Origin of the sequence: Nonomuraea sp. CA-143628 (assembly GCF_050942315.1) — a bacterium.
GTDB lineage: Bacteria > Actinomycetota > Actinomycetes > Streptosporangiales > Streptosporangiaceae > Nonomuraea.
Map to the genome: position 1 here is coordinate 1,116,236 of NZ_CP192072.1, position 21,514 is coordinate 1,137,749.

General features: G+C 67.9%; 26 protein-coding genes. 15 read left to right on the forward strand and 11 right to left on the reverse strand.

The genetic code is table 11. The features are described 5' to 3' along the window. Positions 1-53 precede the first annotated feature (53 nt). Entirely contained in the window at positions 54-962 is a 909-nt protein-coding gene (gene sigJ / locus ACQP2T_RS05335; protein ID WP_433515063.1) for an RNA polymerase sigma factor SigJ, read from the reverse strand. 197 nt (positions 963-1,159) lie between these two features. Between sigJ and ACQP2T_RS05340 the strand changes: the two genes are divergently transcribed. The 3 genes from ACQP2T_RS05340 (at position 1,160) to ACQP2T_RS05350 (ending at position 3,925) form a co-directional block, all read left to right on the forward strand. Further along, positions 1,160-1,753: a dihydrofolate reductase family protein gene (locus ACQP2T_RS05340; RefSeq protein ID WP_433515064.1), complete on the forward strand. Its 594-nt coding sequence runs from the start codon at positions 1,160-1,162 to the stop codon at positions 1,751-1,753. After that, positions 1,750-2,670, forward strand: a complete 921-nt coding sequence (locus ACQP2T_RS05345; protein WP_433515065.1) for an NAD-dependent epimerase/dehydratase family protein — start codon at positions 1,750-1,752, stop codon at positions 2,668-2,670. Before ACQP2T_RS05340 ends, ACQP2T_RS05345 begins: the two co-directional genes overlap by 4 nt. 163 nt (positions 2,671-2,833) lie before the next feature. Continuing rightward, positions 2,834-3,925, forward strand: coding sequence for a nuclear transport factor 2 family protein (locus ACQP2T_RS05350; protein WP_433515066.1), 1,092 nt, complete (start codon positions 2,834-2,836; stop codon positions 3,923-3,925). Between the two features lie 65 nt (positions 3,926-3,990). Here the strand turns inward: ACQP2T_RS05350 and ACQP2T_RS05355 are convergent, their stop codons facing one another. Beyond that, positions 3,991-4,458, reverse strand: a complete 468-nt coding sequence (locus ACQP2T_RS05355; RefSeq protein WP_433515067.1) for an NUDIX hydrolase — start codon at positions 4,456-4,458, stop codon at positions 3,991-3,993. A gap of 367 nt (positions 4,459-4,825) precedes the next feature. Beyond that, a complete protein-coding gene (locus ACQP2T_RS05360) occupies positions 4,826-5,215 on the reverse strand; it encodes a hypothetical protein (protein ID WP_433515068.1) in 390 nt (129 codons plus the stop codon). Between the two features lie 190 nt (positions 5,216-5,405). Here ACQP2T_RS05360 and ACQP2T_RS05365 point away from each other — a divergent pair, with 190 nt between their 5' ends. After that, complete coding sequence (locus ACQP2T_RS05365) at positions 5,406-6,653, forward strand: helix-turn-helix domain-containing protein (RefSeq protein WP_433515069.1); 1,248 nt, start codon at positions 5,406-5,408, stop codon at positions 6,651-6,653. A 155-nt stretch (positions 6,654-6,808) separates the two neighbouring features. On the opposite strand, the gene ACQP2T_RS05370 is transcribed toward ACQP2T_RS05365, so the two are convergent. Beyond that, the gene (locus ACQP2T_RS05370; RefSeq protein ID WP_433515070.1) at positions 6,809-7,525 is read right to left on the reverse strand and encodes a hypothetical protein; all 717 of its coding nucleotides are present in this window, start codon (positions 7,523-7,525) and stop codon (positions 6,809-6,811) included. A gap of 162 nt (positions 7,526-7,687) precedes the next feature. Here ACQP2T_RS05370 and ACQP2T_RS05375 point away from each other — a divergent pair, with 162 nt between their 5' ends. Beyond that, a complete protein-coding gene (locus ACQP2T_RS05375) occupies positions 7,688-8,164 on the forward strand; it encodes a hypothetical protein (protein ID WP_433515071.1) in 477 nt (158 codons plus the stop codon). A gap of 213 nt (positions 8,165-8,377) precedes the next feature. On the opposite strand, the gene ACQP2T_RS05380 is transcribed toward ACQP2T_RS05375, so the two are convergent. Beyond that, positions 8,378-10,756 (reverse strand): WD40 repeat domain-containing protein, encoded by a 2,379-nt coding sequence (locus ACQP2T_RS05380; protein WP_433515072.1) that lies wholly within the window; start codon positions 10,754-10,756, stop codon positions 8,378-8,380. Between ACQP2T_RS05380 and ACQP2T_RS05385 the strand changes: the two genes are divergently transcribed. From ACQP2T_RS05385 to ACQP2T_RS05395, 3 genes are all read left to right on the forward strand, one after another. Then, positions 10,755-11,294: a hypothetical protein gene (locus ACQP2T_RS05385; RefSeq protein WP_433515073.1), complete on the forward strand. Its 540-nt coding sequence runs from the start codon at positions 10,755-10,757 to the stop codon at positions 11,292-11,294. The genes ACQP2T_RS05380 and ACQP2T_RS05385 overlap by 2 nt on opposite strands. A gap of 279 nt (positions 11,295-11,573) precedes the next feature. Further along, a complete protein-coding gene (locus tag ACQP2T_RS05390) occupies positions 11,574-12,185 on the forward strand; it encodes a class I SAM-dependent methyltransferase (protein WP_433515074.1) in 612 nt (203 codons plus the stop codon). An 8-nt stretch (positions 12,186-12,193) separates the two neighbouring features. Continuing rightward, entirely contained in the window at positions 12,194-12,349 is a 156-nt protein-coding gene (locus tag ACQP2T_RS05395; RefSeq protein ID WP_433515075.1) for a hypothetical protein, read from the forward strand. Between the two features lie 3 nt (positions 12,350-12,352). On the opposite strand, the gene ACQP2T_RS05400 is transcribed toward ACQP2T_RS05395, so the two are convergent. Further along, the gene (locus ACQP2T_RS05400; protein WP_433515076.1) at positions 12,353-13,084 is read right to left on the reverse strand and encodes a hypothetical protein; all 732 of its coding nucleotides are present in this window, start codon (positions 13,082-13,084) and stop codon (positions 12,353-12,355) included. 174 nt (positions 13,085-13,258) lie between these two features. Between ACQP2T_RS05400 and ACQP2T_RS05405 the strand changes: the two genes are divergently transcribed. From ACQP2T_RS05405 to ACQP2T_RS05415, 3 genes are all read left to right on the forward strand, one after another. Then, positions 13,259-13,681, forward strand: a complete 423-nt coding sequence (locus ACQP2T_RS05405) for a hypothetical protein (protein ID WP_433515077.1) — start codon at positions 13,259-13,261, stop codon at positions 13,679-13,681. A 107-nt stretch (positions 13,682-13,788) separates the two neighbouring features. Beyond that, a complete protein-coding gene (locus tag ACQP2T_RS05410) occupies positions 13,789-13,980 on the forward strand; it encodes a hypothetical protein (RefSeq protein ID WP_433515078.1) in 192 nt (63 codons plus the stop codon). A 61-nt stretch (positions 13,981-14,041) separates the two neighbouring features. Beyond that, positions 14,042-14,380 carry a dihydrofolate reductase family protein gene (locus ACQP2T_RS05415; protein ID WP_433515079.1) on the forward strand — a complete coding sequence of 113 codons (339 nt, stop codon included), beginning with the start codon at positions 14,042-14,044 and terminating at the stop codon, positions 14,378-14,380. A gap of 98 nt (positions 14,381-14,478) precedes the next feature. Here ACQP2T_RS05415 and ACQP2T_RS05420 read toward each other — a convergent pair whose 3' ends face one another. After that, complete coding sequence (locus ACQP2T_RS05420; RefSeq protein WP_433515080.1) at positions 14,479-15,186, reverse strand: SDR family oxidoreductase; 708 nt, start codon at positions 15,184-15,186, stop codon at positions 14,479-14,481. A 58-nt stretch (positions 15,187-15,244) separates the two neighbouring features. On the opposite strand from ACQP2T_RS05420, the gene ACQP2T_RS05425 reads away from it, so the two are divergent. The 3 genes from ACQP2T_RS05425 to ACQP2T_RS05435 all read left to right on the forward strand — a co-directional run bounded on the left by ACQP2T_RS05425 (position 15,245) and on the right by ACQP2T_RS05435 (position 17,373). Beyond that, positions 15,245-15,652 (forward strand): MerR family transcriptional regulator, encoded by a 408-nt coding sequence (locus ACQP2T_RS05425; RefSeq protein WP_433515081.1) that lies wholly within the window; start codon positions 15,245-15,247, stop codon positions 15,650-15,652. Between the two features lie 75 nt (positions 15,653-15,727). Next, positions 15,728-16,240 carry a SigE family RNA polymerase sigma factor gene (locus ACQP2T_RS05430; protein ID WP_433515082.1) on the forward strand — a complete coding sequence of 171 codons (513 nt, stop codon included), beginning with the start codon at positions 15,728-15,730 and terminating at the stop codon, positions 16,238-16,240. Further along, positions 16,237-17,373 carry a TolB family protein gene (locus ACQP2T_RS05435; protein ID WP_433515083.1) on the forward strand — a complete coding sequence of 379 codons (1,137 nt, stop codon included), beginning with the start codon at positions 16,237-16,239 and terminating at the stop codon, positions 17,371-17,373. The genes ACQP2T_RS05430 and ACQP2T_RS05435 overlap by 4 nt, the downstream gene beginning before the upstream one ends. Before the next feature lie 8 nt (positions 17,374-17,381). On the opposite strand, the gene ACQP2T_RS05440 is transcribed toward ACQP2T_RS05435, so the two are convergent. Beyond that, positions 17,382-17,621, reverse strand: coding sequence for a helix-turn-helix domain-containing protein (locus tag ACQP2T_RS05440; RefSeq protein WP_433515084.1), 240 nt, complete (start codon positions 17,619-17,621; stop codon positions 17,382-17,384). Beyond that, entirely contained in the window at positions 17,621-18,112 is a 492-nt protein-coding gene (locus tag ACQP2T_RS05445; protein WP_433515085.1) for a DUF2975 domain-containing protein, read from the reverse strand. The genes ACQP2T_RS05440 and ACQP2T_RS05445 overlap by 1 nt, the downstream gene beginning before the upstream one ends. Before the next feature lie 352 nt (positions 18,113-18,464). Between ACQP2T_RS05445 and ACQP2T_RS05450 the strand changes: the two genes are divergently transcribed. Continuing rightward, positions 18,465-18,899, forward strand: a complete 435-nt coding sequence (locus ACQP2T_RS05450) for a hypothetical protein (protein WP_433515086.1) — start codon at positions 18,465-18,467, stop codon at positions 18,897-18,899. A gap of 519 nt (positions 18,900-19,418) precedes the next feature. Here ACQP2T_RS05450 and ACQP2T_RS05455 read toward each other — a convergent pair. Next, positions 19,419-20,159, reverse strand: a complete 741-nt coding sequence (locus ACQP2T_RS05455) for a cytochrome d ubiquinol oxidase subunit II (RefSeq protein ID WP_433515087.1) — start codon at positions 20,157-20,159, stop codon at positions 19,419-19,421. Positions 20,160-20,168: 9 nt separating this feature from the next. After that, positions 20,169-21,419 (reverse strand): cytochrome ubiquinol oxidase subunit I, encoded by a 1,251-nt coding sequence (locus ACQP2T_RS05460; RefSeq protein WP_433515088.1) that lies wholly within the window; start codon positions 21,417-21,419, stop codon positions 20,169-20,171. Between the last annotated feature and the right edge of the window lie 95 nt (positions 21,420-21,514).

Genomic DNA, 21,514 nt, shown 5'->3' on the forward strand with positions numbered 1-21,514 from the left:
CTCTTCTGACATACGGCGAGCAGCGGACCGGCAGGCTGAGGCGTGAACGCGCCTCAGCCCGTCGTCCAGCGACGCAGTTTGTCGGGATTGCGGACCACCCAGATGCGCTTGATCCGATCGTCCACGACCTCGAACGCGAACACCGTCACGATGATGCCGTCTTCCTGAGCCACCAGACCGGGCTGACCGTTGACCGTACGTTCCAGGAACGTCATGTTGTTCATCACTCGGCCGGCCAGCTCGATCCAGGCGTGCGCGATCCGCTCGCCGCCTTCGATGGGGTGCAGGAAGGTGACGGCGGAGCCGCCGCCGTCGGCGATCGCCGTGGCGTCGGGGTCTAGCAGGCCGATGAGGGCGTCGATGTCCTTGGCCTGCCATGCCTGCTTGAAGTCCCTGACGACGCCGGCGCGCTGGGCCGCCGGAGTCGCGGAAGGCCGCGCGGCCCGGACGCGGCGGCGGGCCGAGGAGGCCAGCTGGCGGCACGCCGCCGGGGTACGGCCGACGATCTCCGCCACTTCGGCGAAGGAGTGGCAGAAGACGTCGTGCAGGATGAACGCGACGCGTTCGGCCGGGGTCATCGACTCCAGTACGACCAGGAAGGCCAGGTTGACCGACTCATCCAGGGTGACCCGGTCGGCCGGGTCGGCCATGGTGTCGCTCGTGACCCACTCCGTACGTTCGGGCAGCGGCTCAGGGAGCCATTCGCCCACGTAGGTCTCTCGCCGTGACCGCGCTGAGCCGAGCAGGTTGAGGCAGATACGGCTGGTGACCGTCGTCAGCCAGGCGCCGGGGGACTGGATGGCGTCCTGCTGCTGCCGGGACATGGCGTACCAGCGGGCGTAGGTCTCTTGGACGGCATCCTCGGCCTCGGCCAGGGAGCCCAGGAGCCGGTACGCGACGTTGATCAGCTGACGCCGCTCGCTCATGATCGCGCTCAGGCCCGGATCGGATGGGGTGGTCATGGTGTAGCCGGCTCCCTTTCTCGCGTCTGCCCTCACCGGTTCGACAAGACAGCGCACCGGAATGTGAGGTCGTGGTACGTGGCCGCCACGTGGTGCCCGCGTACCCGGCACGTGGCCGGTACGGATGCCGCCCGTCCCGCCTGACCGGCAGGCTCGATACCGATTCTCCCCAGCTGATCAACAGCGGAAGGAAAGACATGAGCAAGGTCATCAGCGCCCACGCCGTCTCGGTCGACGGCTACATCACCGGCCGCGACCCCGGCGCCGGCCGCGGCCTCGGCGACGCGAACATGCTGTTCGACTGGTACTTCAACGGCGACACACCCAGCCAGGCGTTCGACGGATTCAACCTCAGCGAGCCCAGCGCCCGCCTCTTCGACGACGCCGCCGCACGAGTAGGGGCGATCGTGGCCGGCCGCAACACCTACGAGGACTCCGACCACTTCGGCGGCGGCAGCCCGCACCCGGCGGCCCCGCTGATCCTCCTCAGCCACCGACCGGCCCCGGAAATCACCGAGCGGCAGACCCTGATCACCACCGGCATCCAGGACGCGATCGCGGTCGCCCGCCAGTTCGCCGACGGCAAGGACGTCGGCCTCATGGGCGGCGGCGTGCTGGCCGCCGCGCTGGAAGCGGGCCTCGTCGACGAGGTGATCCTCCACCAGGTGCCCGTCCTGCTCGGCGCCGGCCGCCCCTTCTTCCAGGAGCTCCCGAAACACGTACACCTCCGTCTGCTGGAGGCCGTCCCGGCCCCCGGCGTGACCCACCTCCACTATGAGGTGGCCCGATGATCCTCATCACCGGAGGGCTCGGCATGATCGGCGCCCACACCGCCCGCGCCCTCTCCGACCTGGGACAGGAGGTCGTGGTCACCGCCCACCGGCGCTCCGAGGTCCCCTCCTTCCTCGCCGGCCGGGTCACCGTGGAATCCCTGGACGTCACCGACCGGGACGCCTTCCTCGCCCTCGCCGATCGCCACGACATCAGCGACATCGTCCATCTGGCAGGCAGCATCCCTGACAAGGACCCGGTCGGTTTCTTCCGTACGGACACGATCGGCCTGCTCAACGCGCTAGAGGCCGCCCGCACCTGGGGCGTGCGCAGATTCGCCGTCGCCAGCAGCCTCGGCGTGTACATCGGCGCGGCCGAGACCCGCTGGCACGAGGAGCTCGCGCTGCCCACCGCGGACCTGCCACACCTGATCATCGCCTTCAAGAAAGCCGTCGAGCCGCTCACCACGCACAGCCTCCAGGGCAGCGGGGTTCAGCCGGTCGTGCTCCGGATCGGGAGCATCTGGGGACCGCTGATGGACCCGGAATCACCGTTCAACCCCATCCCGCCGTACATCAACGCCGCACTCCGCGGTGAACAGCCGCAGCCGCTGTACGCCGACGACGGCGGCGACAGCTGCTACGCACCCGACGCCGGGCGCGCCATCGCGTTGCTGATGACCACGGAAACCCTGCGGCACACCACCTACAACGTTTCCAGCGGCCGGCCGTTCACCAACCGCGAGCTCGTGGACGCCGTACGGGCGATCACCCCCGGACCGCGGCCCGACCTCCTGACCGGACGGCGGAACGGCCCCGGCGCCGACCCCTACCTCGACACGACCCGGCTCACCCACGACACCGGCTTCGCCCCGGCCTTCGACATCGCCACGGCGGTCGCCGACTACGTCGCCTGGCGCGCCGAGAACCCCCGCTGAAGGGGCACGCTGGCCACGTGCGCGCCGCGATCAAACCCTGGCTCACCTGGTGCCACACCATCGATCCTCACATTCTGCGGGGTTGTGTTGTCGGACTGCTGAGACGAACACACCACCCAGGAAGCCGTCGTACACCGGCTTCGAGGCGACCAGGAGGAAACCGATGAGTGACTTTCAGGCCATCGCTGACCGCGTCGAGATCGAGGCGCTGCGCGCCGAGTTCACCGACGCGGCGATGATGCGCGACCGCGCCCGCCTCGCGTCCCTGTTCACCCACGATGGCGCACTGCGGATGCCCAACATCCCCGCCGAGATGGTCGGCCGGGAGGAGATCCGCTCCGTGGGCGAGCAGCTGCAGAGCCAGTGGGACTTCTTCGTGCAGAACACGCACCCGGGCACGATCCAGCTGGACGGCGACACGGCGACCGGCCGCGCCTACATGCAAGAGGTCGCACGTGCCCTCGACGGCCGCGAGGGGCTGAACTACGCCATCTACCACGACCGCTACCAGCGCACCGGCGAGGGCTGGAAATTCACGGAGCGGGTCTATGAGGTCAGATACCTCGACACCACCCCACTGACAGGCTCGGCTCCACTGGCAGACTCGGCGCCCAGCACGGCCGGGGCGCCCGTTGGCCCGGCGGCAACACCTTTCGCCGACCGGGCATCCGAGCAGCGCCTGGAGCGGACGGCCGCCGCGCTGACCGCACACGGTTTCACCGTGGAAATCCTCGACGATGCCGCCGCCGCGCGTACCCGCGTCAAGGATCTGATCCCGGAGGGCGCCAGCGTGTTCACCGGGGCCAGCGAGACCCTCCGCCTGTCCGGCATCGATGAGGACATCAACACCAGCGGGCGATACAAGTCCGTCAAGGCAAGCAGCACGACCATGGACCGCGCCACTCAATTGGCCGAGATCTGGCGGATGATCGCCTGCCCCGACGTCATCGTGGGCAGCGTCGCCGCGGTGACCGAAACCGGCTCCCTGGTGGCCGCCTCGGCCAGCGGCAGCCAGCTGGCCGGCTACTCGGGCGCCGCGCCCCGCGCGATCTGGATCGTCGGGGCCCAGAAGGTGGTTCCCGACCTGGGCACCGCGCTGCGGCGCGTCGAAGCCCACTGCCTTCCACTGGAGAACGAACGGGCCATGAAGGCGTACGGGCAGCCCAGCGCTCTGAACCGCTTGCTCATCCTCAACGCGGAACCCCACCCGGGACGCGGCACCGTCCTGCTGCTCCGCGAAACCATCGGATTCTGAACCACCAGGAGCTGTCAAGCGCCGTGATCGGAAACGCGCGCCGGGTTGGGGCATGATGCACGACGTCACCAGTCGAGAGCGACGGGCCGTTCGTACCGAACTCCTTGGAGCAGGTCTTTCAGTAGTACGGCCAGGCCGGGCGGAAAGACCCGCTCCGTGGTCGCATCGAGTTCGGTCGCGGTCCACCATCGGTGCCCGAATCCGTCATCCACAGATCCGGGAACCTCCGCCGTTGAGACTCGGGCGAAGAAGTACGTGTGCACGGTGTAGTAGCGGCTTCCCTGAACGGACCACTCTCCCTCATTGAGGGCTACCGGCTCTCCCAGGTCTTGGCGCGTGATGATGAAGCCGGTCTCTTCGTACACCTCTCGACAGGCCGCTTCCACCGCTGATTCGCCTGGCTCGATCCCGCCACCAGGTACGTGCCATGCGGGCTCGTGGGGCCAGGGATCGGGCGGGACGAAGCGGAACATCAGCACGCGGTCGGCGGGGTCGACGAGGATGACACGTGCCGTGGGGCGCTTCGTGATCATTTGTCCGAGGCTACCGGCAACTCGGCGAAACCTTCCGGTCACGGCGCTAGCAGGCGTGACGGCGCCGTCCCTCCAGATTTCGCCGCCACGCCCGTTCTAGCGGGCTCTTCCGGACAACAATCCCGTCCAGATCGCCCGAGCCTCATTGATCGGCCGGATAGAGCTCTCGTGTACTTCGTGGCTGCGGTCGCGTTGGATGGTCCGGCGGATGAATGCTTGCCCCGCGCTCTCGCACAGCTCGTAGACCGTCGCCCGGCAGAAACAGGTCCAGGCCACCACGCGCGCCCGCGCCAGCACCGGGTACGGCGTGCGCCACTCCAACCGCACATGATCACCCTGAACCCTGGCCACGTGCGGACTCAGACACTTATCCAGCACAGTCACGAATGCTCTCAACGATCAGGTCGACCACTCTTTCGGGGCACTCACCCTTCACGATCTGAGGTTCCGTGTCGCTGGGCAGAGACACCAGGTAGGAGCCGGAACGCGGCCCTATGGTCACCGTTATGTCGAAACGGCCCTGGGGACCGATGACGGCGAGTTCGGGCGGGTACCGGTGCAGCCACGACTGAAGAGGCCGATTGAGCCAGGTGGTCTCATCCGTGCGGTTGGTGAAGAGCCCGAGACTGATCGTGTGATGGCGCCGGACGCGGATTCCCCGCTCTTCGAGAAGTCGCTGAATGACAGCAAGGGCTCTGTCTTGGCTTTCCGCCGTAGCGTCGTCGACGGGGATCGGGGTGGTTCTAGAGTTGCCCATGGGTCGCACCTCCAGTATGCGATCAAGGGCCCGCCGGACGAGTTGCAGTCGTTTCGGCGGGTCCGTTGTTAAAGCGTTTCGCTAATCTCTCGGCCCTGTTGCGCGGCTACCGTCCAAGCATGTGTGATGGGTATCCGGGCGAACGAGAGGTTGCCTGACCTGGGCAACGGGGCAACGGGAAGGGGCAACGGTGAGTTTTGGGGAACAACTCCGCCGATATCGCCAGCAACGTAATGTTTCGCTGTCGGGCCTTCATGCGGTGACCTACTTCTCCAAGAGCTATCTCAGTCGTGTTGAGCGCGGACTACGCAACCCGGAACGCCTACTCGCCGAACTCGCTGATGACGCTCTGGGAGCGGACGGAAAGCTCCTGGAGGCATGGGTTGGCGAATACGAGAATGCGCCGCCTATCCTGGAGACACGTTCAGGAGGTAATACCACGAAGCGACGTACGTTCATCAAGACCACGGCGCTTGCCGCAGGAGTTGGGCTGACCGATGGAGTCGGGCAACCAGACCAGAGCGCAGCAGCCGTGGCGCGTCTGCGCGATGCTCTCATCCCTCACGCTCCGACCTCGGCAGATGCCCTCACGGCCGCCTCGTTCGCTCGTGTCGTCACCCGGGCTCGTCGAGACTTCGCCGCGGCTCGTTATACCGAGCTCGCCGACAGTCTTGCCGCGCTGATCCCCGTTGCCCGCAGCGCGTCCGACCCGGCTGACCTGGCGACCGCCGCACAGGTCTTCCACCTGACGACCCGCACGCTGATCAAGCTGAGCGCTTCGCCGTACGCATGGATAGCCGCGCATCAAGGAGAGCAGGCCGCGCACGCCAGTGGTGATATTCGAGCCATCGGCGAAGCTCGGCGCGACCTGGTCAGTCTTTTCCACCGGGCCATGGACTATGGCAAAGCGCGGGACATCACGGTGAGTACGGCCGAGTCGCTGCGCCCGCAACTGCGTTCGGCTCCTGCTCCCGCATGGGGCGCGTACGGAGCGCTGATGTCCACGGGAGCCATTGCCGCAGCTCGCTTGGAAGACCGTGACAGCGCGCTCGGCATGTTGGCGGAGGCTGAAGAAGCCGCCCGGCACGCCCCCAAGCTCGCGCTCAGCCTCGGCCACGTGGTCACTTACAAGATGGGCGTATCCATCGTCCTTGGCGACGCGGGGAGCGCCGTGGAGCACGCCAAGACCATCGTCCCGGACGAGATTCCAACGTCGGAGCGCCGCGCCAGCTATTACACGGGCGTCGCCGAGGCGTACACGCTGTGGGGGAAGATCGATCGCGCGGTGCGTGCGCTCCTGGTCGCCGAGAAGATCGCTCCCTCGGAGGTCAGCCGATTCGGCCCCCGGCAGGTGATCGCCGATCTGCTCCATCGAGACCGCCACAGCAAGCTCTCCGGTCTGCGAGCTCTCGCGCGCCGCTCCGGCGTAAGCCTCTGAACGACGGCGGCCGATCATCGCAGTGTGGAGAGTAGGAGCGTCTGGTGTCCCTGGACGGGGCCGGCAAGGGAGAGTTCGACCTCTCCTAGCTCACTTTCCGTAGAAGGGGTTCGGCTTGAGCCGGACCCCTTTGCCTGCTCGAGATCCCCGCCTGATCATCTCACCCATCGCGGGCAGAACTCCACATGGAGCTGGTCCCAGCCATGCTCTTCCAAATCCGGCCAGCTGTAGAGGCTGCGGCAGACGTGGTAGTTGCAGGCGCCGGGAACGTAGAGCTTCGTCGCGGCGTGGGGTGGCCCGTCCTTGGTGACGGCGAAGAACTCCTGTGCTGCCGCCCGGAACGCTGTCGTGCCGCCCGTCAGGAACAGGGTCTCGGCGTAGACGGCCTGATGGAGCAGATTGCTGTGCTTCGGATCGCTTCGCACTGAGGTCTCGAGCCCGTGGCCGGCCGGCAGGTCCCTTGCCGGGACGCTTGCGGTGCGGAGCTCTCGGCGGGCGTTCCCCGCGTTGATGAGCTTCCGCAGTCGCTTCCACCGGGAGGGTCGGAACTGCACCGCGCGATGGGCCAGCACGAGGTCGAGCCGCTTCTCGTCGTCCCAGCCAACCCCGGGAGCGGTCGGGGTGGTGCGCATGGGCAGGTAGATCAGGGATCGCGGGGATCGCGCCGCGAGCAGCATCAAGGTGCCAATGCGTCGGCCGTCTGTCCGGTCCACATACATCTCGTACCAATGTCGGTTTTCGTAGAGGGCCCCGTTCTTCAACGGTCTAGCCGGTCGGATCACCCGGAACTCCGTGTCGGCGAGGCGCCCACGCTGGACGGCGACCTTCAGCCTCAGGTCGTCGCGTGTAAGGGCGGCTCGCGAAGCAGCCATCCAGATGTCTCCTCTTTAGCTTCGCACTCTCATCGAGATTGTCTCGATCATGGACGAGGAGGACCACTTATATAAGTGGGCAACAGCAGGTCTCCCGGATCGGCGGCCCTGTGTGACCTTCCATGATGTGATGAAGGCTGTCGGCAAGGACATCTACAAGAAATGAATCCCCTGAGCCCGTCCTTCCTGTGGCGCATGTGCAGCCTCCTGGTGTTGGCCGTCGCGATATCCATGGCGGTCTCCATACGGGAGTCTTGGGCGCCTGAACCACCCTTCAACGGGTGGATCGACATGGTCGAGGTGGAAGGACGGGTCCTCATCGTGCAAGCGGTTAGCGGGACGAACTCCACGGAATGCCTCAAGGCCGATAAAACTGAAGTGGCCGAGTCCAAGACGAGCGTGCGGGTCCGTGTCGTGCTTCGCGACGTCTGCCCGCGACGTGAGCGCACGCTACTGGAGAAGTGGCGGGACGAGTTGTGGCCGCGATCGTACATCGGTACCGGCGGAGTTGTTGTTGTGCCTGTCACGCTCGACCGCCCCCTGGGGCGCCGGAAGATCTTCGACGAGCAGGGGCATGAGGTCCAGGTCTGCCCGATCGCGGGCTCGCGATTGGAGACCATACAACGGTGCCAGATGTAGGGTGCGGGTGCCGAACACTGCAGGCAAGGGCGAGCACTTGATCTGGGGTGTGCCATGCTACTCAAGCCCGCCGATCGGCGCGGGCTGACTCCGCTGTTCCGGCAGCACGTCCAGCCCTACGGCGAGGTACGGCTGGACGTAGGCAAGCGTCTGCCCCTGGGCGGTGGCGCGGCTACGCCGGGCTTGTGTTCCTGGGCGGGCGTTTCGGCCTTTTCACGCTTCCCTGCCCGCCGCCAGATGCTGGAGTTTCAGGACGACCATGTCGTCACCGAACGCGACGATCAACCGTCCATCCGACGCGACGGCAACGTGCGAAACCGCGCCGGGCAGGTCCAACTGCTGTAGTTGACGTCCACTGTCCAGGTCCCACACCCGGACGGTACGATCCGCGCCCCCGGTCACCACGACCGGCACGCCCTCCCATTCTGTCACGACCACGGCCAGCACCGCCGCCGTGTGTCCCATCATGGGTTCGCGGAGCAGTCGTCCGCTGTCCAGGCCCCACACCCGGACGGTACGATCCGGGCTGCCGGTCACCACCACCGGGACGCCGTCCAGGGCGCCGATCGCGGCAGCGTTCACCACCCCTTCGTGACCGGTGTTCACCCCACCGGCGTGACCGGTGTCCGGCTGGCAGACCGCTCGGCCGCTGGACAGCCACCACACCCGTATCTCGGGCGTATCAAATCCGTGTCCGGCGGTGACCGCCACCGGGCGGCCTCGTAGCGCGCCGACGGCCACGGCAGTGACGTGCGTGTACTCATCTCCTCTCCCGGTGACGGATGTGCACATGGAGCCGTTGTCCAGGAACCACACGCGCGCTTCGTTGTGATGCCCGCCGGTCACCGCCACGGGACGGCCGTCCAGGTAGCCGGTGGCGACTGCGGTGATGTGGCCGTGGTGGTCCTGCTTGTAGTGCGGGGTTCGGAAGGTGATGTCCACGGCCTGGCCGGCGGGCAAACGTAGCAGCCGAGGCTCGAATCGCTGGTTACAGTTGATCACCGCTATGGGATCCCCGTGGAGGTCGGCCAGGGCGAGCCGAATCAGTCCTTTACCAGTGGGGATGGCAGGTCCCAGCGAAGTGCCGTCGGCAAGGTCGGTGACGCACACGTATCCCTCGCCCCGTCTGGCGTCCTTGGCGGGTTCGTCGTGGTGCGCCGTGACGATGACTTCGCGGCCGTCGACCTCACCGACCGTCAGGGCGGTGATGTCGCCCGGTAGGCGGCCTGGCCGCCCGGCGATCGATGCGGCACACACCTCGGCCAGGTCCCAGGCCTGCACCACGGACGACAGGAAGCCGCTGGTGACGGCGATCACCCGGCCGCCGGCCTCGGCCACGCGAACCGCGTCAGGTCTTCCGCGTCCCGACGGCAAGGGCGTACACAGCGGCTCACCTGTGGACGCGTCCAGCACGCGCAGGCACCCATCCCTGTCAACGGCGACCAAGATCGGACGGCCATCGAGTTCCGCGGTCGCGAGCGAGCGGCCGCGATGCCCCAACACGCCCTCGGGCAGCAGTTCTCGGATGAGGGTCCCATCGCGCAGGTCCCGGACTTCGACTGGGCCGTCGTAGCCACCGCAGACCACGACGGGGCGACGGTCGAGGGACAGCGCGAGCAGGCTTTTCGACTGGCCGGACATCTCGATCGCGGCCGCGACCTCCTTCCCGTCGAGCGGATCCCACACCCGCACAAAGCCGTCGGAGTCACCGGTGACCGCGACCGTGCGGCCGTCCAGGGCCGTCGAGGCGATCGAGATCACCCTTGCATCGCCGTGCGCCTCGAACGGGGTGCCCAGCGGGCGCCCGGCGAGCAGATCCCAGACCCTCGCCGCCGGTCCACCGGAGATCGCGACCGGACGGCCCGCCACCATGGCGACGGCGAGAGGATCGCTCGTGTTTCCTTCGGCGACGAACGGCGAGCCGACGCGCCGCCCGGAGCCGAGGTCCATCACCCACACACTCGCCCGCATGAGCCCGTCGACGATGCTGTACCCGCTGACGATCAGCGATGGACGACCGTCGAGCACCACGGTCTCCAGGGCTTCGACACCTCCATCGTCGAATACGGGCCGGCCGACACATCTGCCCGATTCCAGATCCCAAGTCCAGCCGTCACGGCCGAAGGACGCGACGGTCACCACGCCCTGGCCCGGCGTCCCGCCGGCGGCAACCGCCCAAGCCCCTGCCGATCCCAGTTTCTCGTGGTCAGGCAGATCGGCCGACCACAGCAGCGCGCCGTCCAGCGATGTGCCCGTTGCCCACTCGACCCGGAACGAAGCCTCCGCGCCATGCTCGTCCGGCGCCTCAGCGAGCCGTCGACACAAGTCACCGGCCTGCCATCGTGCGGCGTCCACGGCCAGAACCTGGCGCCGCGCGGCGGGCGGCAGGTCACGATGCCTACCAACGGACGTACGGTAGACCGCCGCGGCCAACCGCGCCTCGGTCCCCACTGCTCGCGACGTGAGCGCCAGCACCTCATCCGGGTCAGCGTGGATCAAGTAGTGCGCATCGCCCAGCATCTTCTCGGCTGACGATTCCTCCGAGGAATCCCTGCCGTCCTGGCTCGGTAAGGGATGATCACCAGTAGACATGGCCAGCACGCTAACACCGCCCCGCGTACGTAGCCGCGACACACCTGCGGGCCTGCCGGGCATGAACCCCTTGGGCTCGTCCTTCCTGTGGCGCATGTTCTGCCTCCTGGTGCTGGCCGTCGCCGTCTCCATGGTGGCCGGCATGCGGGAGTCCCGGCCGGTCGATCCGCCCTTCCCCGGGCGGATCGACACGGTCATGGTGGAAGGACGGGTCCTCATCCTGCAGGTCTTCGGCGCGGCGAGCGACTCTGCATGTCTCCAGACCGACAAAGTCGAAGCAGTCGAGTCCGAGGCGAGTGTTCGGCTTCGGATAGTGCTTCGCGATGCCTGCCCGCCCCCCGAACGCACGCTGCTGGAGATGTGGCGGGACAAGTTGTGGCCGCCTGCCGTGCTCGACATCCTCCGTGGCGTCGAAGTGCCCGTCCTACTCGAGCGGCCCTTGGGACGCAGGAAGGTCGTCGACGAGACAGGCCGCGAGCTCCGGGTCTGCCCGATCACGGGCTCGCGACGGAAGACCATGCAACAGTGCCTGACGTAGGTGCGGGTGCCGAACGCTGCAGCCAAGCTCCCTCGGAGGTCAGCCGAACCGGCCTCCAACAGGTGATCACCGACCTGCTCCATCGAGACCGCCGCAGCAAGCTCTCCGGTCTACGGGCTCTCGCACGCCGCTCCGGCGTGATTCTCTGAGCTTCCCATCCGACTTGGGGCGGCGAGGAGAAGCGATTCGGCCATCTGCGTGTTGGTGAGTGGCCAGCCAATCGCGCCGATGGGGAAGCGTACCCACCTCGTACGTCCAAAACCTGGCAGTATCCGCGGGATGGAAGATCCCATCGCTCGGACCACCGCCACGTACGACCGCATCGCCCCCGTCTTCGCCTCCCGCACCGAGAACCCCGACGCCGTGTTCCGCGCCTTTCGAGAGCGCTTCGCTGCCGCGCTGCCCGCCGGAGGACGCGTCGCCGACCTGGGATGCGGCCCGGGAAGGGACGCGGCCTGGTTCCGAGAGCAGGGGCTCTCCCCGGTAGGAGTGGACCGCTCGGCCGCCATGGCCGCATTGGCGGCCGACCGCGGCGTTCCCGTGGCTCTGGGCGACCTGCGCCACCCGCCACTGGCTCCCGGCTCGCTGGCCGGGTTGTGGTCGGTCGCGGCCCTCCTGCACGTACCGGCCGACGAGACCGTCCCCACGCTGCGCGCCTGGCACGCGGCCCTGCGCCCTGGGGGCGTGCTCGGGCTGAGCACCTCGTCCGGCGAGGGCGAGGTCTGGGAGCCGGTCCCGCAGGCCGAAGGGCTCCTGCGCTGGTTCGTACACCGCAAGCCGCGCACGCTGCTCGCGGTCCTCGCCGAGATCGGCTTCGAGGTACGTGAGCACGCCGAGAGCACTACCCACCGTACGTGGCTCAGTGTGCTCGCCATCCGTCGCGAGGTTTGATCACCCGCGTGCCACTGCCCACGCTCACCATCACCACGCGAATCGGCAAGGGCGGCAGCATACGAACCGTACTGCTCGACGACCGCGGCCACGTCACCCTGCTCAAGCTCCACCTGGGCCGAGTTGATCTCGTGCTCGGCCGCGCCGACGTGCTGGTGAAGTAGCGATCAGTCGGCCAAGTCGTCGGTGTCGGACCTCGTTCCCGTGTCGAACCTCGCCGTCACGGGCGCCGCGCTCCAGTCGCTCACCTCATCGCCCCTGTCGACGCGCAGCAGCCGCGCCTGCATGACGTCCGTCAACTGGTCGGCGCCGGGCAGGAACTCCGGGCCGTTGACGAAGTGCATGACGGCCCCGACGACGTCTTGGCGGTCGTCCTCGTCGAGGTCCTCGGCGGCGAACGGCCTCCAGCCCGTCGCGGTGGCCGCCGCGAGGAGGCGAGCCGGGTCGTGGACGTGCACCTCCAGCAGGCTGATCGTGCGTACGACCGGCCCGGGGAAGGCGTCGAGGCGGGCGTCGCCCGGCGTGCGGCTCTCAAGGTCGGCACCGAGGCCGGCCGAGTCGCCGCGGCCCCGCCGCAGGGACTCCCACGTGGCGGCCAACTCGGGGGCGTCGGCCCAGGTCCCGTTCACGACATCGGCCAGCGTACGACGGAAGGAGGCGGCGGGCGCGTCGGGCAGAGCCGCCGCGATCCGCTCCGACTCAGCGCGGGCGGCGGGGCCCAGACCGTGCTCCAGCACCGAGGAGAGAAGGTAGGCGGCGTGCTGAGCGACGGCGGGATCGGTGCAGGTCAGTACGGCATGCAGGGTCGCGGGCTGGCCGGAGCGCTCGACGAGGGCGTACACCCTGCTCTTGGCGCGGGTGTGCTCGCAGTGGAAGGCGCGAGGGACGGCAGAGGCCATGATCGGGTTCTCCATCGACGTGAGGTACGTGGAAAACCGCTGGTGGGCGTGGTACGGCCACGCCCCCTGACGGAGAAGTCCTGCCCGCTGGTGCTGCTGGTACGGCCAGCTGCCCGGTTCGGTGTTCGCATCGTAGCGCTTGGGTGTTGTTTCGGGTGGCTACGCTGTCGGCGCATGGACCCGATCTTCCAGCTTCCGTCCCATTCTCCGCTGGCCACGGCTGTCTCCGAGGACTGGGGTCTGCTCCCGCTGCGCGTCCCAGCCGGTTGGAACGTCATCTACAACACCCTGGAGGCCCGACGCCTGCCGGATGGAAGGGTCGAGACCAACGACTCCGAGGACCTGTATTGGGCCCGTACCGCACCACCGCCGTGGCTGACCGCGCAGGAGGTGGCGGAGAAGGGTGGCCTGCGGGCTCGGGAGATCAACATAGACGCCGGCTGGTACGGCGGCTACGGCTTCCGCGTCGTCGTCCTCGACCCCGATTGGGACCATGAGCGGGCCTCCTACACCACGTCCGACCTCGGTGAGTTCGTCGCCACCCTGGAGACATGGATGTGGATGATCACCCAGCTAGGGGAGCTCCCCAAGCCGTGAGCCCATCGCTGCGGGCACTCGCGCGCCGCTGCGGCGTAAGCCTCTGCTGGACGATGCTGATCGCTTGCGTGCTCGCGCTGGCATCCTGCGCCGCGGAACCTTCGCCGGTGTCCGCCCCGGCGTCCTCGGCGGGCTCGCCGAAGACCGCCGTATGGACCCGCGACTACCGCCACATCGGCGGCGAGATCTGCGGTGACGGCTTCACGATCACTCGTGTCCTCACCACCTCCCGTCTCCTGCTGGCCGGGAGAGCGCACTGCGGCGACGACACGAGACACGTCCTCGACGTCCGCCGTTAGAAGAGGATGACACGCCTGTCCCCGCCCCCCGCCCACCTCCGACCACCCCTCTGCCAAGGCCATGAACGAGATCCCCAAGGTGGTGTTCTCCCGCACCCTGACATCGGCCGACGACTGGCCCGAGACCCGCATCGCCGGCGGTGACACCGCGGAGGAGATCGCCAAGCTGAAGGCCGAGCCCGGCAAGGACCTCGTCGCCGCCGGCGGCACCGCGTTCATGCACTCCCTGATCAAGCTCGGCGTGGTCGACGAGTACCGGCTGTGGGTGCTGCCCGCCGTCACCGGCAAGGGCGCGCCGCTGTTCCCCGAGCTGGATCAGGCGGTGAACCTGCGCTTGGTGAAAAGCACGTCCTTCCCGTCCGGCGTCCTCGAACTGGTGTACGCGCCAGCCGACAAGTAATACCCAGCAAGCGACACGGTCACGGTGGCACCGGGGGCAGGCGCCTGCCCGTCCCCAGTACCGGCCGCGCCTGAGAAGCCGCGGTCGAACCCAGCACGTCAGGCCGTGAGGGCGGCCGCCGCTTCCCGGTAGATGACATTCGGGTCCTCGGACAGCCATGCCTTCACCTGGCGGCTCCAGTCGTCGGCGAGCACCTCGGGCCGATGCGCCTCGATGCCGTCGAGGGCCGCCGCGACGATCACCTCGGGGGCGCCCTTGTCGCCGTCGTACCAGGCCATCATGTCGGTGTCCGCGGCGCCCAGGTGCAGGCCCGTCACCAGTGTGCGCTGGTGGGCCAGTTCCAGACGTACGCTGTTGGTGAGCGCCCACTCGGCGGCCTTCGCAGCGTGGTATCCGCCCGCGCCGTCGAAGGCGAGCCACGAGATCGCGGACAGGACGTTGAGGATCGCGCCGTCGGCCAGCTGGGGCGCGAAGGCGCGGATCACGTTGAGGGTGCCATAGAAGTGGGTGTCCATCTCGCGGCGAATCGTGTCCAGGTCCCCGGTGACCAGATTCGCCCCGGTCGAGATTCCCGCGTTGTTGATGACGATCTTGACATCAGGTGCCGCTGCCGCCGCGGCGGCGACCGATGCCGGATCCGTGATGTCGAGGCGTAGCGGGACGACCCCCGGTATGTCGATGAGCTCCGGGCGGCGGGCAGTGGCGTACACCTTGCCTGCGCCGCGCTCGAGGAGAGAAAGGACGAATTGCCGTCCGAGGCCGCGGTTGGCCCCGGTCACCAGCACATGTGCTCCATTGATCTGCATGCGGATAGGTTAAAACCTGACGTTGACGTCAGAGGCAACTGTTGTGATGGAGGTCACGGTGCGTATCGGCGAGTTGGCGGCAAAGTCGGGCGTCAGCGTACGGGCCCTGCGCTACTACGAAGAGCAAGGACTGCTGGCCGCGTACCGGAGCGACTCCGGGCAGCGCCACTACCCCGAGTCGGCGGCCGACCGTGTCCACCTGATCCAGATGCTTTACGCGGCCGGTCTGTCCAGCCGGACCATCGCCGAACTGCTGCCCTGCGTCGAGGCCAAGGTCAGCACTCCGGAGTCGCGCGCCCAGCTCGCCGCCGAGCGCGATCGCATCGATGCCCAGATCACCGCGCTGACCCGTACCCGTGACCGCCTGGACGTGATCATCCGGAACACCGAAAGTCCGGACAGCGGCTGCGGGTGGATCGCGGACCAGGACGTCGCCGCAGAGGCAAGTCACTCCGCGACGCCGTAACACCGCATCCTGGTGAGGGTTCCAACCTTCTGCCTCTCGCGGGACGTGAGAACCGGTGAGAGGAGATCACTCACCTTGGATCGTTACGACGGCTTCCGCGAGTTCGTGCTCGCCCGTCAGCAGGCGCTGACGCGCAGCGCGTACCTGCTCACGGGAGACGCACACCTGGCCGAGGACCTGATGCAGAGCGTCCTGCTCAAGGTCGCCGGGCACTGGCCCCGGCTGGTCCGGCAGGGCACCCCCGTGGCGTACACCCGCAAGGCCATGATCAACCAGTACATCTCGTGGCGGCGGCGCAAACAGCCGGAAGTGTCCTACATCGACCCGCCGGAGCGCGGGCACGCGCACGACGATGCCACGGTTGATCGCATCGTCCTGCGTCAGGCGCTCGCCAGGTTGACGCCCCGGCAGCGCGCTGTGATCGTCCTGCGCTTCTACGAGGATCTCAGCGAGCGGGAGACCGCGGAGATCCTCGGCTGTTCGCTCGGCACGGTCAAGAGTCAGACCCACCACGCGCTCGGCCGCCTGCGTGTGCTCGCGCCCGAGCTGTCGCAATTGTTCGCGGAGATGAAGGAGGTGCGCCGATGAACGGGCTGCGCGAGGCGCTGCATGAGGTGGCATCCGACGCCCCGGCCCTCGACCTGGCCGATTGGGCGATCACGGGCAGTCGGCGCAGGCGAAGGGCCCGTCTGGCCGTCGCGTCGGTCTCCATCATGGGAGGGCTGGTGGTGCTCGTCGGCGTCGCGCTGGGCGTGGTGCCCGGCATCAGGACGGTGACGGCCGGCAAACCCGTGGTGGCGACGGAGACCGGCGGGATCGCTGATCTGCCCGGCCGGGGTGTCGGGCCGCTCAGCCACGCGTACCGGACCTTCTGCCTCGTCGGCGGACCCATCCCGGCCGACTGCAGGAACGGCGGGTGGCGCGTGGTCACCCGCTCCGGCGCGACGTACCACGTACCGCAGGCGCTGGGCGTCAAGAGCGGGCCGACCTTCTACCCGCTGGCGATCAGCCGCGACGGGCGCGTCATCGCCTACTACAGCAGGTCGGCCGGGACTTTCCAGGTACGTGACCTGGAAAGCGGTGCCGTGCGGGCCGCGCCCGTCGCCATCGCCGAGGCGAAGCTGGGCGGCAACGCGCGTCTGGAGCTCTCCAACGATGGGAGGTACCTCGCCTTCACCGGCTATCCGTCGCGAAAGGAGGACGGCCTGATCATCGATATGCGGGCAAGGACCACGACGCCCCTGCCGGCCGGCTGGGACCCCAGGAGCATCGACGGCACGACCGTGACCCTGGCCCGGTACGGGCGGTGGGGGCAGAAGCCAGGGATTTGGGTGATGCCTCTTACAGGGGGTGGCTCGCCCGTCACGGTGGGCGACATCTACACACGCATCAGCGCGCTCTCCCCCGACGGTGCAGCCGTGGCCGCGCTGGCGCAGGGGAAGTCCCCGGGGACGCAGGACGACACGATCAGCGTGCTCGACGCCAGGACCGGCCGGGCCACGAGCACGGTCACCATCCGTGGCCTGGCGAAAGACACGGGCATGGTCACCCTCGGCGCCTGGCTGAACGCGGCCGAGGTCACGCTTGCCACCTTCCCCTCGGGGAACCGTCAGATCACCTACGCGGTGAACGTGCGGACCGGCCAGGTGAGGAAGCTGGCCGTCTATCGTCCCCAGGCCGCGATGCACCTGGTCGTCCCCGGGGCTCCCGCCACCGCGTGAGGAGCCGCTCAAGGCTGCCCCTGGGCCACGCGGTCCGGGGGGTCCTCGGCTTCCCAGCGCAGTAAGTCGCCCGGCTGGCACTCGAGCACCTCGCAGAGCGCGGTGAGCGTCGTGAAGCGCACCGCCTTGGCGCGGCCGTTCTTGAGCACCGCCAGGTTGGCGGGCGTGATCCCGATGCGGTCCGCGAGCTCGCCCACAGACATCTTCCGCTTGGCCAGCATCACGTCGATGTCGACGACGATCGGCATCAGATCATCTCGTCCAGCTCGGCCTGCATCTGCGCCGCTTCGCCGTCGCGCGCGACGGCCTGGGCGAGCAGCACCCGCAGCACGCGCACGATGAGCGCGACCCCCAGGATGGCCACGCCGATCCCGGCCATGATGACGCTGACGCCCGGGTCGTCCCGCTGGCCCGGCGCGTTGATGGCCGTGACCGCGAACCACACGAGGGCGGCCGCCACGATCGCGCCGATCACGATGTCCACGTACCGGAAGGCGGCGTGGGAGAACACGGTTCCGCGTCGCACCATCGTCACCAGCCGCCATACGCAGACCACGGCGACCTGGACCGACAGCATGCCCAGGATCGTGATCAGGCGCAGCGGGGTCAGCGGGAGTGACCCGTCCTCCGGGTCGTTCCCGCTGATCAATGTCCAGATCATCAACACCTGTATGAACACGGTGCCGGTGAGCACCACCCCGAGCACGGCGCGCAGCGCGAGCACTGTCAGCTTTCCCATGACGCATCCTTCCATCGAGTTGCGATGGGAATCTATCGAATTTCGATAGGTGAAGCAAGGGCAGGGCTACGGCTTGCCCGCCGACTGACGAGCGGGCGCCCGGCCAGGGCGGCGTCCCCCGGGTTAGAGGTACGACGGCCCCGTCACCGCGCTCGCGCAGCACGCCCCGCAGCCGCAGCGCCGCGAACGACAGCCCGTGCGTGGCGAACAGCGCCGGCCGCGAAATGTCCGATAAATGTCCGGCTTATGGCCTGGCCGAAAATTGCTCTGTTTGGAAGCGTTGGCGGCAGCAGCTGCATGGCCATGGATTCATGGTCGGCATCTGATGATTACATTCCAGAAAGGAGTGGCGATGCTCCGCCAATCGGCTAAAAAGGTCAGCCTATGGCGCGTGGCCGCATCCATTCTCGCTCCGGTGACAGCGTGCGTGATTGCCCTCCCGCAGGCAGCGCACGCTGAGTCGGCCGCGCGGCACGCAAGCGGAATAGGGTGCACGACGTCAGCGCTGACCGACGTCGTCGACCGTACCGCGCGAGTGTCGGGTGGTGCGTCGATCAGCTGCAACCGCTTTCTACTCCCCGAGCAGATGATGCTCGTCGTCTTCGTCGAACTGTTCCGAAACGGCGTCAAGGTTGCGGCAGCGACTGATAACAACACCGGCGCGTATGGCTGTTATGCCGGAGTCGAATTCCTCGACAACGCGCCCGGCAAGCAGAAGTGGCAGGTGAGGGCTACTTTCGGCGGTGTATGGCACGAGACGAAGTGGGGGAACGTTCTCTACCACTAGCGCCTGCATCCCCATAACGCCCTCGATTCTTCGGAAGGGAAGTTTCGATGTCATTGCAACTCACCCGTGCCGGGGCACACATCTCCCGCTTGTGTGCGGTGGCGGTACTCACGGCCGGCGCGGCAACGGTCGGCACGGCGTCGACCACAGGCCCGGCTCAGGCAGCGGCGCCCAAGTGCGACATGTGGGTGCTGGCGGACAGGGTGGATCGAGCCGGGCGAGTTTATGGTGCGGGCGGCTCGAACAGTTGCCTGAGCGGTGTCGGGCTGGGTTATATCACCGTCGATCTCTATCTCGACACTCGCTGGGTCGCCGGCCGGCGGGTCATCGACTGCCGTAGCGGCAGATGCGCCACATCGAGCGGTGAGGTGACCATCCCCAGGGGATCGCATTCGTGGTGCGCCATCGTCCGGGGCGGCTGGCTCATCGGCTCAGGCGATACAGGGACGATTACAAAGTCACACTGCATAGTCACCAACTCCTGATCTCACCTCCAGCTTGCCCGTGGGCGCTTTAGGGTTACAGGTACGACGGTCCGGTCACCCGGTGACGGAAGGTCCACCAGACCCACGCCTGTGAGGCCACCAGGAACGGGATCAGCGTGAGGATGACCGGCACAAGGAGCGCGCCTGAGGTGCCCGGTACCAGGGGCAGCCGGAGGCCCGCAAGGACGCCGATCGCCACCAGGGCCGTCGCCGTCAGGGCGTACGTGCGGCCCTCCCCGGTGCCGCCGGACAGCACCGCCGCGCGCTCGCGGAGCACCCCCCGCAGCCGCAGCGCCACGAACGACAGCCCGTGCGTGGCGAACAACGCGGCCACCAGTAGAGCGGGCAGCAGCGCAAGGGGCCCGTGGATGCCGAGCAGCACATCACTGAGCAGCGAACCCCAGCTCAGCGCCAGCCCCCAGCTGCCCGCCACGACGGCGCCGTCCCAGATCCCCTGCCACCGGACGCCCGCCAGCCGCCCACGTAGCCACAGGCCCATGTCCCGGATGACCCAGGAGAGCAGCAGCGCCACGACGAGCGAGTAGTTGCCGCTGAGCAACGAGCCCTCCAGCGCGGGGAAGAGCCCGGCGAGCACCCCGGCGGTGGCCACCAGCCACACTTCGTTGCCGAGGAAGAACGGCGCGATCGCGGCGATCACCTCACGCCGCTCGCCCGGGGTGCGGCCCAGGTACGGCAGCACCATGCCCACGCCGATGTCGGCCCCGGCCAGCACGAGGTAGCCGATGGCGAAGAAGGCCAGGATCAGGATCTCCATGACGGCTCCTCAGAAGGTCAGTACGGGGGCGACGGTCTCGAGCGGGCGGTCGCCCAGCGCGACGGCATCCGGCCCCTTGCGGGCGGTCCTGGCCAGCAGCCAGTAGTTGACCAGGATGAGCACGGCGAACACGGTGACGAACGCGGTCAGCGAGAACCTGATCTGGCCGTACGACACCGGTGACATGGCGTCGGCGGTCTTCAGCAGGCCGTACACGGCCCAAGGCTGACGCCCCATCTCCCGGAACATCCAGCCGGCGATCATGGTCACGAACGGGACGGGGATCAGCGCGGTCAGCAGCCGGTGCCACGGCCGGAAACCCCGTACGACCGGCCGGAACAGCATCAGCAGGAAGCTCGCCCCGGAGACGAAGAAGAGCACCGCGAAGAGCGACATCATGGTGATCCCGGAGGCACGCACCCACTCCAGCGACGGCAGGTAGTCACCCGGGCCGTACATGGCCACCATGTCCGCCTGCGCCTCGGCCATCCGCCGCGCGCTGCCCGACCAGGCGGCCAGCTTGGTCATCTGCAGCGTGTCGAAGCCGAGCCCGCCGAACGTCGCGGTGAACAGCGTCGCGGGCAGCGCCACGCCGATCCCGATGCGCAGCGACTTACGGAAGAAGTCCTGCTCGGTGGTGCGCCTGGCCAGGTGGTACGCGCTCACCCCGGCCATGAGGAAGCCGCCGACGATCAGCGCGCCGCCGCCGATGTGGAAGAAGGCGACCAGCGCCGCCGGATTGACCACCAGCGCGCCGAAGTCGGTGAGGCGCAGGACGCCGTCCTTGAGCTGGTAGCCCACCGGGTTCTGCAGGAAGCCGTTGGAGATCAGGATCCAGAACGCCGAGGCGTAGGCCGTCAGCGTGACGACCCAGATCAGTGCCAGGTGCGCCCAGCGGTTCAGCTTGTTCCAGCCGAAGATCCACAGGCCCAGGAAGGTGGATTCGATGAAGAACGCCACGATCGTCTCGATCGCCAGGGACGAGCCGAACACGTTCCCGGCGAACTCGGTGAGCCCGCTCCACGACAGCCCGAGCTGGAACTCCATGACGAGCCCGGTGACGATGCCCATCGCGTAGTTGATGATGTAGAGCTGCCCCCAGAACCGGGTCATCCGCATGTGCACCGGGCTGCGGGTCAAGGTGGCCCAGGTCTGGATGACGGCCACCAGCGTCGCCAGGCCGAGGGTCAGCGCGACGAACAGGAAGTGCGCCCCCGCGGTGAGGGCGAACTGCAGGCGGGCGAGGTCAACGGTCTCCATGGTCAGAGGTTCCGGCCAAGGTCATCTCCGCCGCGTCATGCTGGGGCGGGCACCTGCCGTACACCTGTGGTGTCAACCGGCCGCCCGCCGTACCA

Coding starts and splice junctions, on each gene's coding strand:
- sigJ (WP_433515063.1), bottom strand. CDS start 962: ATGACCACCCCATCCGATCCGGGCCTGAGCGCGATCATGAGCGAGCGG.
- ACQP2T_RS05340 (WP_433515064.1), top strand. CDS start 1,160: ATGAGCAAGGTCATCAGCGCCCACGCCGTCTCGGTCGACGGCTACATC.
- ACQP2T_RS05345 (WP_433515065.1), top strand. CDS start 1,750: ATGATCCTCATCACCGGAGGGCTCGGCATGATCGGCGCCCACACCGCC.
- ACQP2T_RS05350 (WP_433515066.1), top strand. CDS start 2,834: ATGAGTGACTTTCAGGCCATCGCTGACCGCGTCGAGATCGAGGCGCTG.
- ACQP2T_RS05355 (WP_433515067.1), bottom strand. CDS start 4,458: ATGATCACGAAGCGCCCCACGGCACGTGTCATCCTCGTCGACCCCGCC.
- ACQP2T_RS05360 (WP_433515068.1), bottom strand. CDS start 5,215: ATGGGCAACTCTAGAACCACCCCGATCCCCGTCGACGACGCTACGGCG.
- ACQP2T_RS05370 (WP_433515070.1), bottom strand. CDS start 7,525: ATGGCTGCTTCGCGAGCCGCCCTTACACGCGACGACCTGAGGCTGAAG.
- ACQP2T_RS05375 (WP_433515071.1), top strand. CDS start 7,688: ATGAATCCCCTGAGCCCGTCCTTCCTGTGGCGCATGTGCAGCCTCCTG.
- ACQP2T_RS05385 (WP_433515073.1), top strand. CDS start 10,755: ATGGCCAGCACGCTAACACCGCCCCGCGTACGTAGCCGCGACACACCT.
- ACQP2T_RS05380 (WP_433515072.1), bottom strand. CDS start 10,756: ATGTCTACTGGTGATCATCCCTTACCGAGCCAGGACGGCAGGGATTCC.
- ACQP2T_RS05390 (WP_433515074.1), top strand. CDS start 11,574: ATGGAAGATCCCATCGCTCGGACCACCGCCACGTACGACCGCATCGCC.
- ACQP2T_RS05400 (WP_433515076.1), bottom strand. CDS start 13,084: ATGGCCTCTGCCGTCCCTCGCGCCTTCCACTGCGAGCACACCCGCGCC.
- ACQP2T_RS05405 (WP_433515077.1), top strand. CDS start 13,259: ATGGACCCGATCTTCCAGCTTCCGTCCCATTCTCCGCTGGCCACGGCT.
- ACQP2T_RS05415 (WP_433515079.1), top strand. CDS start 14,042: ATGAACGAGATCCCCAAGGTGGTGTTCTCCCGCACCCTGACATCGGCC.
- ACQP2T_RS05420 (WP_433515080.1), bottom strand. CDS start 15,186: ATGCAGATCAATGGAGCACATGTGCTGGTGACCGGGGCCAACCGCGGC.
- ACQP2T_RS05435 (WP_433515083.1), top strand. CDS start 16,237: ATGAACGGGCTGCGCGAGGCGCTGCATGAGGTGGCATCCGACGCCCCG.
- ACQP2T_RS05440 (WP_433515084.1), bottom strand. CDS start 17,621: ATGCCGATCGTCGTCGACATCGACGTGATGCTGGCCAAGCGGAAGATG.
- ACQP2T_RS05445 (WP_433515085.1), bottom strand. CDS start 18,112: ATGGGAAAGCTGACAGTGCTCGCGCTGCGCGCCGTGCTCGGGGTGGTG.
- ACQP2T_RS05450 (WP_433515086.1), top strand. CDS start 18,465: ATGCTCCGCCAATCGGCTAAAAAGGTCAGCCTATGGCGCGTGGCCGCA.
- ACQP2T_RS05455 (WP_433515087.1), bottom strand. CDS start 20,159: ATGGAGATCCTGATCCTGGCCTTCTTCGCCATCGGCTACCTCGTGCTG.
- ACQP2T_RS05460 (WP_433515088.1), bottom strand. CDS start 21,419: ATGGAGACCGTTGACCTCGCCCGCCTGCAGTTCGCCCTCACCGCGGGG.